This window comes from Variovorax sp. Varisp46 (assembly GCF_059491885.1).
On record NZ_CP168515.1, the window covers coordinates 5121884 to 5138341 of the forward strand.

The following is a 16458-nucleotide window of genomic DNA, read 5'->3' on the forward strand; positions in this document are numbered from 1 at the left end:
GCGTCATGATCAATTCGCCACCACCTGGAAGCGCGCGCCGGCCGAGCGCGAGAACACGCGCCGGTCGTACATCGCCTCGCCGTACGCGGCCGGCACCACGTAGTCGCCCACGTTGGTGGCGCGCGCCTTGTAGGTCACTTCGAGCAGGTCCTTGTTGACGCTGCCGTAGAACACGACGCGGTCTTCGCGGATGTCGGCGTACTGCACCTTCCACGAGCCGCCGCCACCGAGGCGCTTCTTCCAGATCGGCGCGTCGGCATTCGCATCGTCGTCGCCCACGGCCTGCAGCACCGGCTCCAGCCCGCCGGGCAGCACGTCGACCAGCGCCACGTCGTTGATGTTCGCCCGCTCCAGGCTGCGCACGCGCACGCGCACCGTGACCTCCTCGCCAAGCTTCGCCTTGGCGATCGGGTTGCCCTTGGCATCGAGCACTTCGTGGAAGATCTCGAGGCCCTTGTTCACCGCGGTGGCGGGCACGTTGCGCTCGAAGCCCTGTTCGGCCCAGCTGTAGTACAGGTTGAAGTCGCTGTCGTTCGACAGCTTCAGCTTGGCGGTGCCAGCCGGCACCGCGGCGCGCGTGATCGGGTTGACCGCGCCCAGCGCGAGCGCGGCGGCCTGGCCCTGTGCATTGACGGTGCTCGCCGTGAGCTTGCCTTCCACGTTCTGTCCCACGGCCTCGAAGTACGAGTCGACCGCGAGCAGCATCGAGGCCGACGACAGGCTGTTGTACCAGCCGTCGCGCACCATCGCGCCCATGCCTTCCCATACTGCGGGCTTCAGCGTCTTCAGGCGCGACGGGAAGTGGCGGCCCACGAGGTGCAGCGTCATGCTGTCGTGCACCAGCGGGTCGTAGTAGGTGCCCCAGACGTTGCGGCGCTGCTTCTTCTCGGTGCGCGCGAGCAGGTCGGCCCACACCGGGTTGAGCAGCTCGTTGGCCACCTGCTCCTGCTTCACGAGCTGGTAGCTCGCGGCAAGGTAGACGGCGCCGAGGTCGTCGCTCCAGCCCTGCGTCTGCTTGCTGCGCCATGCTTCGCGCAGGTTGGCCAGTGCGGCCGGCGCGATGATGCCCTGGCGCGTCAGCAGGTAGGCCGCCTGCGTGCGCTGGCGCCAGCCGTCGAGCGATGCGTCGCCGCTGCCGAGCCAGCCCTGCAAGTAGGCATTGGCCTTCTGCAGCAGGTCTTGCGGCACGGGCAGCTTGTGGTCCTTGGCCTCGACCAGCAGGTGCACGGCGTACAGCGTGGCGAAGGCGTCGGTGCCCGCACCGGGCCACAGCGAGAAGCCGCCGTCGGCCGTCTGCCGTGCGCGCAGCTGCACGAGGTAGCGCTCGAAGGTCTTGCGCGCCTCGGGCAGCGGACCCTGCTCGGCCGTGCGCCCGCGCGCCATTTCCTTCACCAGCTCGGGACGGCCCGAGAGCAGCACTGCCGGGAAGGTCTGGCTCGTGATCTGCTCGGTGCAGCCGTGCGGGTAGGCCTCCAGGTACTGCATGAGGCCGGTGGCAAAGGACCACGGCGCGGCCGACACGGCCACGGCGCTCTGGCGGAAGTTCGGGTACAGGTCGGCCTGGCTCGAGATTTCTCCCGCGCGCTGGAAGCTGCCGGCCTGCACCAGCGTGACGAAGGGCGATGCAGGCCGCACGCTCACTTCGGTCGACAGGCGCGCGTTGAAGTTCTTGTGCGTCGACGTGAACACCAGCGCCGAAGAACCCAGCACGGCCTGCTCGCCCGGCTTGGCGCGCACGCTGAACTTCGTGCTCGCCTCGCCGCGCTCGTTGACCTTGAGCGTCTGTGTGGCATCGCCCACCACTTCGAGCCCGCCGGAGGCGGTGAGCGTGAGCGCGATGGGCACTTCCTTGCCCGAGCCCACGATGTTGTTCGCGAGGCCCACGCCCACTTCGACCGTGTCACCGGGCGCCATGGCGAGCGGCGCGTTGGGCAGGATCACCATGTCGCCGCGCACCACGGTGCGGGTGCTCTTGGCGGCGGTGGTCTCGTCGTTCACCGCGACGGCCATCACGCGCAGGCTGCCATTGAAGCTCTCGGGCACGGTGTAGCTGAACTCGCGGCTGCCGTTCACATCCACCAGCCCCGACCAGAAGGCCACAGGCTTGTCGCGCTTGCGCTTGAACGGGTTCAGGTGCTTGCCGAGTTCGCCTTCGCCGTCACCGCCGGGTGCGGCGCCCTGCATGAGCTTCTTGAACTCCGGCAGGATCAGGTCGAGCGTCTGCAGCGTACCGACTTCGAGCGCGCGCTTCTGGAAGAAGTGCTTGAGCGGATCAGGCGTCTTGTAGCGCGCCACCTGCAGGATGCCCTCGTCCACCGCGAAGACCACGGCGCGCGTGGGCTTGTCGCTGGTGAGCTTCATCTTCACGGTCTGGCCCGGCTTCACCAGTTCGCTGCTGGTGAGCTGCAGGTTGGCGGTGCGCTTGGTCAGCGCGGTGGCGAAGGGCACGACGCCGTACGACAGCGGGCTCATGTAGACCTCGTCCGAGGCTGGGTCGCGCACGAAGTGCACGTTGATGTAGCCCGTGCCCTCGAAGTCCTTGGGCAGCACGATCTTCTGCACAGAGGCGGTCTTGTCGGTCTTGAACCATGCATGGGCGTAGACCTTGTCGCGCTCGATGGTGATGAGGCCGGCGCCCACGTAGGGCGCGCGGATGCTCACCGCGATCTCCTGCCCGGGCTCGTAGTCCTTGCGGTCGAGCGTGAGCTGCAGTTCGGCATTGCGGTCGAGCGAGCGCGAGACGTTGGCGTTGCCGGCCACGCTGTATTCCACGCGGTTGAGCTCCAGCCCGTCGGCGTTGCGCACCACGTAGGCGAAGTTGCCGGGGGCACCGGTGTCCAGCGCCACGGTGTTGCCGGCGGCAACGATGGCGAAGGGCTTCTCGTCGAGCACGATCTCCTTGCGGCGCGACTCGTAGCGGTACAGGCCGCTGTCCTGCTTGATAAGCACCGACAGCACCTTGCGTTCGACGCGTTCGATCTTCAGGCCGGGCACGGCTGTCTTCCTGGCCTGCGGGTCGATCGCGATCACGGTGGCACTGCGAGCGGCGCCCTTGCTCACGTAGCCGACGTCGCCGTCGACCTTCACGCCGACAAGGTAGGGCATGTCGCTCACCAGCGTCTGCGCCTCGGCCGACACGCTGCGCCCACCCTCGGGCTCGAAGGCCTTGGCCAGCACGTGCACCTGGTAGGTGGCGGCGTCGAAGCGCGACAGGCGCAGGTCGAACTCGGCCTTGCCGTCGGCGCTGGTCTGCACGCTGCCCAGATCGTCGGCCTGCCTGTCGGCAGCGCGCTGCGGATCGAAGAAGGCGTAGTCGGTGAACGCGCGGAACACCGGGAAGCCGGGGCTCAGCGTGAGCGTGCCTTCCACCTTGCGGTCGGGCGCGGGCGTGCCGAAGAGGTTCTGCACATCGATCAGCGCCTTCAGGTCCTTCGGCTTGACCCAGCCTTCGGCCACTTCGCTGCTGAGCTTGGCCGTGACCTTGGTGCGGTCGGGCAGGAACTCCTGCACCTTCACGGTGGTGCTGCCGATCAGCAGGCCTTCGACCTCGGGCGTGCCGGGCGACGATTCGCGCGGCAGGTAGAGGTTGACGGTGTAGTTGCCGGTCGGCGAGCTGTCCTGCGTGGTGTGGGCGATTTCCGCGGCGCCGCCGGGGCCGAGCTTGAGCTTCTCGCGGCGCACGCTGAGGCCGCGCGCGTCGATGATCTCGGCTTCGAGCGGCAGGTCGCGCAGCGAGGTGGCCCAGTTGCCGGCCTTCACCATCATCGCGATGTGCATCGTGTCGCCCGGGCGGTAGATGCCGCGGTCGCTGAAGACGTAGGCCGTCATCTGGTTCGGCACGCCGGCCGCGCGCAGGCCGCCGACGTCGAAGCGCGAGATGTCCAGCGTGCGGTCGCTGCGATTGAAAGGCAGGAAGCTCAGGTCGCCGTCCTTGCGCACGACCAGCACCACCGGCGCCTTCTCGCGCTGGTAGCCGGCGAGGTTGGGCAGCTTGGCCGCGCCCGTCGCGTCGGTGGCCTGCGACGCCACGATCATGCCGTTGCGGCCCCACACTTCGACCAGTGCACCAGCCACGGGCTGTCCGTTGGCAATGCTCTGCACGAACACGTCGCGCGTACCGTCGAGCGACTTCTTGGCGACGATGCCCAGGTCGGTGACGAGCACGAGGCGCTGGTCGAGCTGCTGCTCGGGGTTGCCGCCCTCGCCGTTGCCTTCTTCCTCGTCCGGGGACTGCTGCTGTTCGTCCTCGGGTTGGGCTTGCGCATCGCCTTCGGGCTTCTTCTTGGCCTTGGGGTCGTAGCCCTGCACCTTGAGCAGGAACACGCCGCGCCGGTCGGACGCGTCGCTGCGCAGGTACTCGGCGAAGTCGACGGTCTCGTAGTGCGCCTTGCCGGCGGGGATGCTGAGCGGGATCTCCTTCTGGAAGCGGTCGACGAGGTTGTCCGACTGCAGGCCGCCATAGAACTGCGGATGCGCGAAGTCGCCGTTGGTCTGCGTCACCAGGTGCTGCAGCTGCTGCGGCAGCAGGCGGCCGATTTCGAGGCGGATGCCGGGCAGGTCGCGCACCAGGATCGGCAGCTTGCGCTCGCCCGACAGCGCGAGCAGCGAGCCCTGGCTCATGATGGTGAGCTCGGGCGCGAAGGTCTTGAGCAGCAGAACGTCCTGGCGCGCCGCGCCGAGCTGGTAGCCGCCGGGCGTCTTCAGGCCCTTGGCCACGCGCACCAGCAGGTAGCGCCCGCCCTCGGCCTGCGGCATGCGGAAGCTGACCATCTCGGTCACTTCGCGCTCGCTGGCGATGGGCTGCAGGCTGATCTTCTTCGCGCGGCGCAGCACGGCGTCGGTGATCTTCGCGGGCTCGGCCGACCAGTCGAACTTGTCGTCGGGATCGCCCTTGGCTTCTTCCGTGGCCGGCAGCAGCCAGGCCTGCACCACGCGCGCCATTTCGCGTTCGTGCACCGGCATCGAGGCGGTGACGTGCATCACGTGCTCGGGTTCGCCGTTCTCGCCGGTGACGATGGTGGGCTCGATGCCGGCGATGGCCAGGCTGAAGAGGCCGGGGATGTCGACCGCGCGGGACTGGTCGTTGCGCAGCGCGGGACCGCCCTTCTGCGCGACCGTGCCAGCCGTGAGGCTGAGAATCGCTGGACGCGTCTTCTCGGGAATCGGCAGCGGGTCCGACTGCAGGGTGGCATTGAGGCGCAGCCTGTCGTAGCTGACCGTGAACTTCTCGCTCGCGCACTTGCCGACGCTGAAGATCGAGCTGCTGCAGGGCTGGTCGTAGGTCAGCACCAGGCGCTTTTCGAACTCGGCCGTGTTGACGGGGTGCGAGAAGCGCACCTGGAAAAGCGCGCGGCGTACGTTGGCCTGCACCGGGTCCTGGTAGAACTCGGCGCTGGCGATCTGGGCGGTGAATTCGGGCGAGGTGAACTCGTACTTGCGCTGCGCCATCTCGATGTGCGGCGCGAGCGCGTTGCCGGCGATCTGCACCTTGTAGGGCTGGCCGATGGGCCAGTCCTGCGCGGGCAGGAATTCGAGGCGGTTCTGTTTGGTCCAGGTCCAGCGGCCGGCAATGGCGGGCTCGATGATGACGCCGGTGGCCTCCTGGCCGATGCGCGCAATGGGCGCGACCGAGGCGGAGAAGTTCATGACGAAGGGGTTCGGCCCCTTGTCGAGCTCGATCTGTGTACGTTGCGGCGGCTCGGTCTTCGCGGTGGCGACGACGGGCTCGACGCGGTCGGGCGTGAGGCCGTGCCACCACTTCAGCACATGGGGGCTCGCCATCCAACCGGCCAGCACCAATAAGAGGAGCAGCACCAGCCACGCCAACCGCTGCTGCAGCCACTGCAATCCGAGCAGCACGAAGGCGCCGGCAATGCGCAGCCAGCCCGGCGGCCGCCAGGAACCGATGAGCCCGCGGGCCAGCGGACGCAGGAATCCGAGCACGCGGCCCAGCCCGGTGAAGAGCACGTCGCTGAGCGACGCGAGTTTTCTGTTGGCGACTTGAAGCATGGAAGCTCCCCCGATGTTTTTGTTGGCGTTCGCGAGTTTGCCGACCGTCTGTGAAGCAATGGCGCCGTGTGTGAAGTCCGCGTGAAAACTGCACGGGGCTGCGCCGGGGCCATTTCAAGGATTCATGGTGCGTTTGCTTTGCTGGGTGTTTTTTCAGGGCGAGTGCGAAGGACACCGGGTGCCCCCTCCGCGAATGTCCACCGGCCTGCGGCCTCCTCCTTTATTTCGCTGCGCAGAGCACCCCGTCGGCGTGACTGCACCTCGGACGCCTCATGCCGCCGCCACGCGCATTCCCGCGAGGTGCCCACGCGTGAACGCCTCCTCGAAGATCGAGTAGCCCGACCAGTCGGCATGCGCGAACGACAGGCGTCCCGCGACGACGCTGCCGCGGTGCGCCTCGTCCGATGTCGTGCGCTGCGAGCCGATCTGCGCCAGCAGCCCCGGTTTGGGGATGGACATGGCGTGCCCATAGCGCGTGACGTCGATGCGCGTGGCGAGCGAAGGCAGGTCGGGGTGCGGCACCGACAGCTCTGCGAGCAGGTCGTCGCGCCAGCCGCTCCACAGCCGATCGAGCAGCAGCTTGCGACCGTCCGCCGCGTCGTAGCCGCTCGGCCCCAGCGGGCGGTACCAGCTGAGGACGGTGCCGCGCGGCGTGGGGTCGAGCGACTGGTGCCGCGCGTCGACGTAGCCGAGGCCGCGCGTGCCGTGGATCACGTTGTCCCAGCTCGGCGCTGCGCCATGGCGGTCGGCCAGCGGGCCGCGCAGGTGGATGTTGGCCACGAGCCAGGGCGCGTAGCGCACGTGGGCCGCGGCGTTCTTCAGCACGGCCGGCGGGTTCTCGACCACGCGCGCGGCGATGAACACGGGCAGCGCGACGATGCAGCGCTCGGCCTGCCAGCGCACGAGCGATTTCGTGGCCGCATCCCACGCGTCGACCTCGACGCCGTCGCGCACCTCGGCGATGCGCGTGACGGCCTGGCCGGTACGCAGCCGGTCGCCGAGCGGCCTGGCCAGCTGCTTCGTGAGCCAGCCGTTGCCTTCGGGCCAGGTGAGGATGCCGTCGCGCTCGGGGCTCGAATCGTTGACGCTGCCGGTGGGATCGCCGGGCGCATGGAAGCCGTGGCGGCTCGCGAAGTAATGGATGCCGGCCCAGGCCGAGACGTGTTCGATGCCAGCGCCGTAGTCGTCGCGGCAGCAGTAGTCGAGATACCAGCGCAGCTGCGCGTCGCTGAATCCTTCGCTGTCGAGCCAGCCCGCGAAGGTGATGGCGTCGAGCGCCAGCAGCTCGGGCGTGACGGCGACCTTGAGCGTGGGAATCGCAAAATGCGCCGCGTGCTGCAGCGCATCGATGCGCTGCGCGAACTTGCGGTACTGCGCGAGCGAGCCTTCGCCCACGCCGTGCATGGGCAACAGGCCGTCCTGCCACTCGCCGCGGAAGAACAGGCGCTCCTGCGGGCTGTGGCAGAGCGTGGCCTCGTCGTATTCCCAGCGGCCCGCCACGCGGCGGCGCAGGCCGAGTTCCTCGAGCAGGTCCTGCACTTCGCGCGCGTCGTCGCCCGGCACGGGCAGGTAGTGCGCACCGAGCGGGCAGGCGATGCCGTTGACCACGCCGCCGCGTGCGTTGCCGCCGGCGGTGTCCTCGAGCTCGAGCAGCGTGAAGTCGTCGATGCCCGAGAGCCGCAGGGCGCGTGCAGCCGCAAGGCCCGCGACGCCGCCGCCTGCGATCACCACGTGCGTGCGCTTCACGACGGCGGGCGCCTGGCTCTTGAGCGCGCCATCGCGCATCGCGTGGCCGCGCGCCATGTCGATGCCGGTGAAGCCACCTTCGACGGGCGTTGGCGGCGCCTCGCAGCCGGCAAGCGCCAGCGCGCCTGCCGCCATTCCGAGAAATTCGCGCCGTTGCATGACTCAGCTAGTGCGCCATCACCTTGCCCCACTCCTGCTCGTAGGTGGTGACAAGGGTCTGGTTCGACAGCCGGTTCACTTCGGCCGGCACGCGCGCCATGTCGAGCGGAAAGTCGAACATCAGCGGCAAGGTGGAAGGCGAGAGGAAGCGCAGGCCCGAAGGCAGCGCATCGGGCATGCGGTAGGGCCGCCGGCTCGCGATGATGTAGCCCCATTCGCCGAAGCTCGGCACATGCGCGTGGTACGGTGTGGCACGCAGGCCCACCGATTCGATGGTGGTGGCCACGGTCCAGTAGCTCTTGCGCGCCACCAGCGGCGAGGTGGTCTGGATCACCGCATAGCCGCTGGCCGAAAGGCGCCTCTCGAGCAGCGCGTAGAAGCTGTTGGTGTAGAGCTTGCCGATGGCGAAGTTGGTCGGATCGGGAAAGTCCACCACGATGACGTCGAAGGTGTCCCCGGGCTGCTGCAGCCACTGGAAGGCGTCGGTGTTGACGATCTTCACCTTGGGCGACGAGAGCGAGTGGCCGTTGAGCGCGGCCAGGGTCTCGTGCTCGGTGAAGAGTTGGGTCATGTTCGGGTCGAGCTCCACGAGCGTGACCGACTCGACCGAGGGGTACTTGAGAATCTCGCGCACCGCCATGCCATCGCCGCCGCCCAGCACGGCGACCTTCTTCGGCGCGCCCTGCGCGGCCATCACCGGATGCACGAGCGCCTCGTGATAGCGGTACTCGTCGCGCTCGGCGAACTGCAGGTTGCCGTTGAGGAACAGCCGGTGCCCGAGCAGCCCCCGCGTGACGACGATGCGCTGGTAGGGCGAGGTGGCACTGAAGACGATGCGGTCCTGGTAGAACTTGTCCTCGGCCAGCGTGGTGATGTGATCGGCCCAGGCGAAGGCCGCGACCAGCGCGGCCAGCGCGAGAAAGCACGCGACCGCATGCGCGCCGACGCGGCGCAGTTCATGCCGGAACAACCACAGCGCCCACACCGCCACGGCCGCGTTCATGAAGCCGAACAGCAGGCCGGTGCGGATCATGCCGAGCTGCGGCACGAGGACGAGCGGAAACGCCACCGACACCGCGAGCGCGCCGAGGTAGTCGAAGGTGAGCACCTGCGACACGAGGTTCTTGAGCACGATGTTGCGCTTCAGGATGCGCATCACCAGCGGAATCTCGAGCCCCACCAGCGTGCCCACGACCGTCACGAGGCCGTACAGCAGCAGCCGGAAGGCACTCGGCATGTACGCATTCGCGAGGAACAGGATCGCCGGCAGCGCACCGCCGATCAGCGCCACCATCAGTTCGATGCGAAGGAAGTGCGCCGGCAGCTGCCGCTCGAAATAGCGTGAGAGCCATGAGCCCACACCCATCGCGAACAGGTAGGTGCCGATGATGGTGCTGAACTGCAGCACCGAGTCGCCGAGCAGGTAGCTGCTCAGCGCGGCCGCGCTCAATTCGTAGACAAGCCCGCAGGCGGCGACCACGAACACGCTGGCGAGCAGCGCGATCTCCACGGGTTGCGGCCCCCGCGCATCCGGGGTGCGCGCGGGCAGGGCCGCGTCGCTCAATGGATTGCTGCGGCGACGATGATGCTGATGCCGAGGCTCATCGCGGCAACCACCAGCCCCAGCGCCACGTTCTGCTTCTCGACGATCTCGCCCCACAGGTCATACGGCGTGATCTTGTCGATGATCAGGAAGCAGAGCCAGAAGACCAGGACGCCGATCAGCGCATACACGAGCGATCCAAGGACCACGCCCGGTTTCAGCCATTCAAATCCCATGATGAGGACCTCCAGTCAAAGTTGATTCAGTTTGCACCCAGTCACCGCACAACGCGCGCCAGAACTGGCGCCCCCCAAGTCGGGGAACACCGCAGAACCGGCTTCGCCGGGCTGCAGGTGTTGCCCCCGGTGAGGGGGAAGGCGAAGCGACACGAAGTGCGCGAAGCCTGGGGGCGGTCATTTGTGCCCGCCGCCACTCGAATAGCCGCCGTATGACCCGCCCGAGCTGCGGTAACCGCCCGTGGAGCCGCTGGAACTGCTGCAGGTGCTCATGATGATCAGCACGATGATGATCACGACGACGATGAGGACGATGGTGCCGCAGCCCATGCCGGATGCGGCACTCACGGGCAGCGCGTCGGCGCGCTTGAACATGTCCTTGCGCGCGTCGAGCTTGAAGGCGGTGGCCACCAGGCCGCTGTCGAGCTTGCTGCCCGACGACCACGTGAGTTCGTTGGCCGAGCGCTCCATCGACAGCAGTGCGCCGCCGCTGGCGAAGTCGCGGTTGAAGGTTTTCTGCCCGCGCTCGACCTGCCAGTAGAACTCGCCCGCCACGTAGGTGGTCTCGGCGTTGTAGGCGTACTGCTGCTGGTAGCGCTTGTTGAGGTAGGTGGCGGTGTTGCCGCTCTCGGCCATCACGGGCGCGCCAGTGGTCGGCTTGACCATGCTCCAGCCGTCCTCGGCGTCCACCAGGAAGCTGAAGCCGCGCTTCTTGTTGTAGAGCAGGTACTCGTCCCAGCCGAACAACTCGTCGTCGCCGGGCGCGCTGCCCATGCGGTGCTGGAAGCCGACCACCTGCCACTGCGCGCCCTGCAGCTGGCCCATGCTGCCCAGCGCGATGAGCGGGCGCACGGGCTCGTCCTGCGTGGCGTGCTTGAGCTCGCCGCCGATGCCTTGCGACAGGTCGATGATGCTGTTGCACGAGCGGCAGGTGATGCTCTTGCTGTCGGCGAGGTTGACGGTGACGGGCGAGCCGCAGTTGGGGCAGTTGAAGCTGCGGCCCTTTTCGTCCTTTGCGGATTCCTCGCGCAGGCCGGTGAGCTGCAGGTCTTCGAGCTGCACCGAGCGGCCGAGGTAGCTCGCGGGCGGCTGCGTGCCGTAGTCGATGCTGAGGACCAGGCCCTTGTCGTTGCGCAGCTCGACCATCGCGAAGGAACGGCCGAGCTCGGGCAGGTGCGGCAGTTCGCCCTGCGCGGAGGTCAGCGCCACCTGCTCGTTCGAGGTGACGGCGTAGCTCTGGCCCGCGAAGGCGGTGGTGGCGCCCACGCGCAGTTCGTTCCAGGGCGGTGCGGTGCGCTGCAGGTCGAAGGGCAGCGCGAAGACGTAGGCACCGTTGTCCTCGCTGAGCACGCCGGTGCGGTCGCCGTCGAGCGCGGCGATCCACTCGGTCCAGCGGCCGCCGGGGTAGGTGTACTGCAACCGGCCGATCAGCGTGAAGGGCTTGCCCTGGATGCGGCCGGCGGCGAACAGCTGCAGCGGGCTGAAGTCGTCGAACAGCTCGGCCATCTTGCCGGTGCGCGCAAGCGTGTCGCCCTGGCGCACGACGGTGCTCTGGCAGTAGGGGCAGACCGCGTGCGTCGACTGCGCCGAGCGGAATTCGACGGGCGCGCCGCAGCCAGGGCAGGGCGCGCGGTAGTAGCGTTGGTTGCCGGTTTCCTCAGCCATGGCGGCTCAGGAGATCGACGGCTGTAACCACGGATGCAGTTGCGGGAAACACCACGGAACCGGCTTTGCCGGGCCGTCGGTGTTGCCCCCTGCAAGGGGGGAGGAGAAGCGACACGAAGTGCGCGAAGCCTGGGGGTTAGACCAATACTGGGTCAGACGAGCTTTTTGAGGAGTTCCACCTTCTTGGCGTCGAACTCTTCCTGCGTGAGGATGCCCTTGGCCTTGAGTTCGCCGAGCTTCTCGAGCGTGGTCATCACGTCGGTGGGGCTCACCACGGCCACGGCCGGCTGCTGCTGCGTCGCCGCAGCCTGGGCGGCCGCATTCGGGCTCAGGCCCTGCGCGAGGTTCTGCGCCAGCACCTGGCCGAGCGCCACGCCGGCGCCCAGGCCCATCGCGTCGCCCGCGATGCCGCTGCCGCCAGCGGCGCCTTCTGCGAATTTGGGAATGGCCTGCGCGGTCTGGTACTGCATGAACTTGCCCATGTCGTTGCCGACCATGCCCATGCCGATCTTCTGGTCGAGGATCTTCTGGAGCTCTTCGGGCAGCGAGACGTTCTGCACCGTGATGTTCTCGAGCTTGATGCCGATCTTCCCGAACTCGGGCACCAGCTGCGCGGCGAGCGCCTGCGCAAACTGGATCTGGTTGGCCGCGAGGTCGAGGAAAGGCACGCCGCTCGAAGCGATGGCGTTGCTGATGTTCTGCAGTACCAGCCCACGCAGCTGGCCGTCGAGGTCGGCCACCGAATAGATGTCGCGCGTGCCGGAGATCTCGGTGTGGAAGGCCTTGGCGTCGCCGATGCGGAAGCTGTAGTTGCCAAAGGCGCGCAGGCGCACGGCGCCGAAGTCCTTGTCGCGGATGGTGATCGGCTGGGGCGTGCCCCACTTCTGGTCGACCTGCTGGCGGGTGCTGAAGAAATAGACGTCGCTCTTGAAGGGGGACTCGAAGAGCTTGTCCCAGTTCTTCAGGTACGTGAGCACGGGCAGCGTCTGCGTCGTGAGCTTGTACGTGCCGGGGCCGAACACGTCGGCCACCTTGCCTTCGTTGACGAAGACGGCAACCTGCGATTCGCGAACGGTGAGCGAGGCGCCGTTCTGGATTTCCATCTCGGCCATCGGGAAGCGCCAGGCCAGCGTGCCGTCGCCGGTCTCGGTCCACTGGATGATGTCGATGAACTGCTTCTTGATGAAATCCATCAGTGCCATGGTCGCTCCTCGTTTTTTCAGGTTTTGTCCGAACCGTGCATATTGCCACACCGGTTTGACGGCGCACCCGGCTTTTCGCCATGGCTACCACCGGCCATGCGACGTATGGCCGGTGCGCAGCGAGGTCTACAATCGGCGCCCCCAGAAGAAGCGCCACCAGGAGCTACGGCACATGTCAGATTCGACCCCCTCGACCTCATCGACTCCCACGCCCGAAGACAAACGCGCCGAGTTGCGACGTGCCGCCCTCGAGTACCACGAGTTTCCCGTGCCCGGCAAGATTGCCATTGCGGCGACCAAGCAGATGATCAACCAGCGCGACCTGTCGCTGGCCTACTCGCCCGGCGTTGCCGCGCCCTGCGAGGAAATCGTCAAGGACCCGGCCAACGCGTTCAAGTACACCTCGCGCGGCAACCTCGTGGCCGTCATCAGCAACGGCACCGCCGTGCTGGGCCTGGGCGACATCGGCCCGCTGGCGTCCAAGCCGGTGATGGAAGGCAAGGGCGTTCTCTTCAAGAAGTTCGCCGGCGTGGACGTGTTCGACATCGAGATCGACGAGAAGGACCCGGCCAAGCTGGTCGACATCATCGCGTCGCTGGAGCCGACCTTCGGCGCCATCAACCTCGAAGACATCAAGGCCCCGGACTGCTTCTACGTCGAGCGCGAGCTGCGCAAGCGCATGAAGATCCCGGTGTTCCACGACGACCAGCACGGCACGGCCATCACGGTGGCGGCCGCCATGGTCAACGGCCTGAAGGTGGCGGGCAAGAAGATTGAGGAAGTCAAGCTGGTCGCTTCGGGCGCGGGCGCCGCGGCGCTGGCCTGCCTGAACCTGCTGCTGAAGGTCGGCCTGAAGCGCGAGAACGTGTTTGTCACCGACCTCGCCGGCGTGGTCTACGAAGGCCGCACCGAGCTGATGGACGACGACAAGCGCCAGTACATGCAGAAGACCGACGCGCGCACGCTCGCCGAGGTGATCGAGGGCGCCGACGTGTTCCTGGGCCTGTCGGCCGGCGGCGTACTGAAGCCCGCGATGGTCGCCAGGATGGCCAAGCGCCCGGTGATCTTCGCGCTGGCGAACCCGAATCCCGAGATCGCGCCCGAAGACGCCCATGCGGTGCGCGACGACGTCATCATGGCCACCGGCCGTACCGACTACCCGAACCAGGTCAACAACGTCCTGTGCTTCCCGTACATCTTCCGCGGTGCGCTGGACTGCGGCGCGACGACGATCACCGACGAGATGGAAATCGCCGCGGTGCACGCCATTGCCGACCTGGCACAGGCCGAGCAGAGCGAGCGCGTGGCTGCGGCCTACGTCGGTGAAAAGCTGTCCTTCGGCCCCGAATACCTGATTCCGAAGCCCTTCGATCCGCGTCTCATGATGAAGATCGCGCCCGCCGTGGCCAAGGCGGCCGAGGATAGCGGCGTGGCGTCGCGTCCGATCAAGGACATGGACGCCTACCGCGACAGGCTGCAGAGCTTCGTCTATGCCTCGGGCACCACGATGAAGCCGATTTTCGACAGCGCCCGGCGCGCGTCGAAGAAGCGCGTGGCGTACTGCGAAGGCGAGGAAGAACGCGTTCTGCGCGCCGCGCAGATCGTGGTCGACGAGGGCATTGCGCGTCCGACGCTGATCGGCCGCCCGGCCATCATCGCCCAGCGCATCGAGAAGTTCGGCCTGCGCCTGAAGGAAGAGCTCGACTACGACATCGTCAACGTCGAGCAGGACCACCGCTACCGCGATTTCTGGCAGACCTACCATCGCATGACCGAGCGCAAGGGCCAGACGGTGCAGACCGCCAAGATCGAGATGCGCCGCCGCCTCACGCTGATCGGCGCGATGCTGCTGCACAAGGACGAGGTGGACGGCATGATCTGCGGCACCTGGGGCACCACACTGATCCACCTGCACTACATCGACCAGGTGATCGGCAAGCGCCCCGGCGGCTGCGAAAGCACGCCGCAGGACGTGCCGGTGTACGCCTGCATGAACGGCCTGCTCCTGCCGGACCGCCAGGTGTTCCTGGTCGACACGCACGTCAACTACGACCCCTCGCCCGAGGAACTGGCCGAGATCACGACGATGGCGGCCGAGGAAATGATGCGCTTCGGCCTGAAGCCGAAGGCGGCGCTGCTGTCGCATTCGAACTTCGGCACCAGCAACGAGCCCAGCGCCATCAAGATGCGCAAGACGCTCGAACTGCTGCGCGTGCAGGCCCCCTGGCTCGAGGTGGATGGCGAAATGCACGGCGACGTGGCGCTCGACAGCAAGCAGCGCGCGATCGTCATGCCGCACAGCGCACTGGCCGGCGACGCCAACCTGTTGGTATTTCCGAACATCGATGCCGCCAATATTTCGTACAACCTGCTCAAGACGGCGGCTGGCGGCAATATCGCGATCGGCCCGGTTCTGCTTGGCGCGGCCAAACCTGTGCACATTCTCACGGCCAGCGCGACTGTTCGACGCATCGTGAACATGACAGCCTTGACAGTGGCTGACGCAAACGCCGAAAGATAGGCCCTTTGGCGAGAGTGGTCGCCAACTTAAAGTACCACTCACTCCCCTTGCGACTGCTCAAACTTTGAGCAGTCGCTTGCTATTTTCGCCAGCGTGGTGCACACTCGCGGGCTTGAATTTGCGGGTTAACCCCGACGTTGATCGCCGATTCGAACCCCCCGCTCTTTTCTTGTGGTGCCCCATGGCGGCTTACGCCTCGATCACGTCCTCGTTCACAAAGTTTGCGCTCACCAGCCTGATGTTGGCGGCGTTGACGACGGGGGCCGAGGCCCGCGGATGGTTCGGCGCCGGAAAAACGTCCGCCGAGGAAACAATTGCACTGTCCGACTTGCCAGTGCAAGGCCAGCGAACCTACCAGGCCATCCTCAGTGGCGGCCCCTTCCGGCATGACAAGGACGGCACCGTGTTCGGCAATCGCGAGCGTCTTTTGCCGCCGGCGCGCCGTGGCCACTACCGCGAGTACACGGTGCAGACGCCCGGTTCACGCAATCGTGGTGCACAACGGATCGTCTGCGGCGGCGAGCAGCGCACGGCGCCCGAGGCCTGCTGGTACACGGCAGATCACTATGCGAGTTTCAGACGGATTGCGCCATGAGCGATGAAAACGACCTGGGCGGCGCCCCGAAGCGCCCCGAAGAAATGATGATGACTATGGAAAGACCAGCGGAGATGACCTTATCCCTTCGTGCCGTACGCCCGAACATCGTGCAATCGATCCGCGCGTTCCGCGTGAGCGACCTGCAGGACGCTGCCAACGCAGCCGGCCAGCACTTCCTGTACGCCAACCTGGGCAACGCCCAGACCAAGCAGGACGTGCTCGACCTGATCGCGCAGCAGTTCACGTTCCCGGCCCATTTCGGGAAGAACTTCGACGCGCTGTACGACTGCATGACGGACCCATTGCATAAATCGGGCCCACAGCCTGGTTTCGTCATCGTCCTGGAGCAGATTCCGGCCAACGCCAAGTTCGACAAGGAAGCGCGCGAGCAGCTGCTCGACATCTTCCGCGACGCCTCGGACTACTGGGGCGACCGCAAGGTCCCGTTCCGGTGCTTCTATTCTTTTCTGTAGCCCGTTCTGCATCTACCAGCCAAGCAGAACGGGCGAACGAGGCTCAGCCGAACGCTGAAACCCTCGATGGCATCGAAGTGAACCCCAACGCCGCCGCAACGGCCGCCGCCGGCACCGAGCCGGCCGGTGAAAAAATGCCGACCGACAAACTGGTCGACGTGTCGCCCCTGGCGCTGCGCATGAGCAGCCCTTTCAACGCCGGCTACTGGCTCGCCGCCGCGTAATCGGTTCACCCCCAGGCTGCGCGCACTTCGTGTCGCTTCGCCTACCCCCTTCCGAGGGCGGTGCTGGCCGACCGGCAAAGCC

Annotated in this window: 10 protein-coding genes; 4 read left to right on the forward strand and 6 right to left on the reverse strand. The window is 66.9% G+C overall.

Features of this window, described 5'->3' with window-relative positions:
- Positions 1-9: 9 nt before the first annotated feature.
- The 6 genes from ACEN9N_RS24315 to ACEN9N_RS24340 all read right to left on the reverse strand — a co-directional run bounded on the left by ACEN9N_RS24315 (position 10) and on the right by ACEN9N_RS24340 (position 12560).
- A complete protein-coding gene (locus ACEN9N_RS24315; protein ID WP_495654712.1) occupies positions 10-6009 on the reverse strand; it encodes an alpha-2-macroglobulin family protein in 6000 nt (1999 codons plus the stop codon).
- 270 nt (positions 6010-6279) lie between these two features.
- On the reverse strand, positions 6280-7914 hold the full coding sequence (locus ACEN9N_RS24320; protein ID WP_495654713.1) for an FAD-dependent oxidoreductase: 1635 nt from the start codon (positions 7912-7914) through the stop codon (positions 6280-6282).
- Between the two features lie 7 nt (positions 7915-7921).
- On the reverse strand, positions 7922-9478 hold the full coding sequence (locus ACEN9N_RS24325; protein WP_413313668.1) for a polyamine aminopropyltransferase: 1557 nt from the start codon (positions 9476-9478) through the stop codon (positions 7922-7924).
- Positions 9475-9693: a DUF350 domain-containing protein gene (locus ACEN9N_RS24330; RefSeq protein WP_007828540.1), complete on the reverse strand. Its 219-nt coding sequence runs from the start codon at positions 9691-9693 to the stop codon at positions 9475-9477. Before ACEN9N_RS24330 ends, ACEN9N_RS24325 begins: the two co-directional genes overlap by 4 nt.
- A 177-nt stretch (positions 9694-9870) precedes the next feature.
- Complete coding sequence (locus ACEN9N_RS24335; RefSeq protein ID WP_495654714.1) at positions 9871-11358, reverse strand: DUF4178 domain-containing protein; 1488 nt, start codon at positions 11356-11358, stop codon at positions 9871-9873.
- A gap of 152 nt (positions 11359-11510) precedes the next feature.
- A complete protein-coding gene (locus tag ACEN9N_RS24340; protein ID WP_495654715.1) occupies positions 11511-12560 on the reverse strand; it encodes an SPFH domain-containing protein in 1050 nt (349 codons plus the stop codon).
- A 172-nt stretch (positions 12561-12732) separates the two neighbouring features.
- Here ACEN9N_RS24340 and ACEN9N_RS24345 point away from each other — a divergent pair, with 172 nt between their 5' ends.
- The 4 genes from ACEN9N_RS24345 to ACEN9N_RS24360 all read left to right on the forward strand — a co-directional run bounded on the left by ACEN9N_RS24345 (position 12733) and on the right by ACEN9N_RS24360 (position 16376).
- Positions 12733-15081 (forward strand): NADP-dependent malic enzyme, encoded by a 2349-nt coding sequence (locus ACEN9N_RS24345; protein ID WP_007828534.1) that lies wholly within the window; start codon positions 12733-12735, stop codon positions 15079-15081.
- A 181-nt stretch (positions 15082-15262) separates the two neighbouring features.
- A complete protein-coding gene (locus tag ACEN9N_RS24350; RefSeq protein ID WP_007828532.1) occupies positions 15263-15676 on the forward strand; it encodes a guanyl-specific ribonuclease in 414 nt (137 codons plus the stop codon).
- 50 nt (positions 15677-15726) lie between these two features.
- The gene (locus tag ACEN9N_RS24355) at positions 15727-16152 is read left to right on the forward strand and encodes a barstar family protein (protein WP_157610139.1); all 426 of its coding nucleotides are present in this window, start codon (positions 15727-15729) and stop codon (positions 16150-16152) included.
- A 77-nt stretch (positions 16153-16229) separates the two neighbouring features.
- Complete coding sequence (locus tag ACEN9N_RS24360) at positions 16230-16376, forward strand: hypothetical protein (protein WP_162130814.1); 147 nt, start codon at positions 16230-16232, stop codon at positions 16374-16376.
- Positions 16377-16458: the final 82 nt, after the last annotated feature.

Coding starts and splice junctions, on each gene's coding strand:
- ACEN9N_RS24330 (WP_007828540.1), bottom strand. CDS start 9,693: ATGGGATTTGAATGGCTGAAACCGGGCGTGGTCCTTGGATCGCTCGTG.
- ACEN9N_RS24340 (WP_495654715.1), bottom strand. CDS start 12,560: ATGGCACTGATGGATTTCATCAAGAAGCAGTTCATCGACATCATCCAG.
- ACEN9N_RS24320 (WP_495654713.1), bottom strand. CDS start 7,914: ATGCAACGGCGCGAATTTCTCGGAATGGCGGCAGGCGCGCTGGCGCTT.
- ACEN9N_RS24355 (WP_157610139.1), top strand. CDS start 15,727: ATGACTATGGAAAGACCAGCGGAGATGACCTTATCCCTTCGTGCCGTA.
- ACEN9N_RS24335 (WP_495654714.1), bottom strand. CDS start 11,358: ATGGCTGAGGAAACCGGCAACCAACGCTACTACCGCGCGCCCTGCCCT.
- ACEN9N_RS24315 (WP_495654712.1), bottom strand. CDS start 6,009: ATGCTTCAAGTCGCCAACAGAAAACTCGCGTCGCTCAGCGACGTGCTC.
- ACEN9N_RS24345 (WP_007828534.1), top strand. CDS start 12,733: ATGTCAGATTCGACCCCCTCGACCTCATCGACTCCCACGCCCGAAGAC.
- ACEN9N_RS24350 (WP_007828532.1), top strand. CDS start 15,263: ATGGCGGCTTACGCCTCGATCACGTCCTCGTTCACAAAGTTTGCGCTC.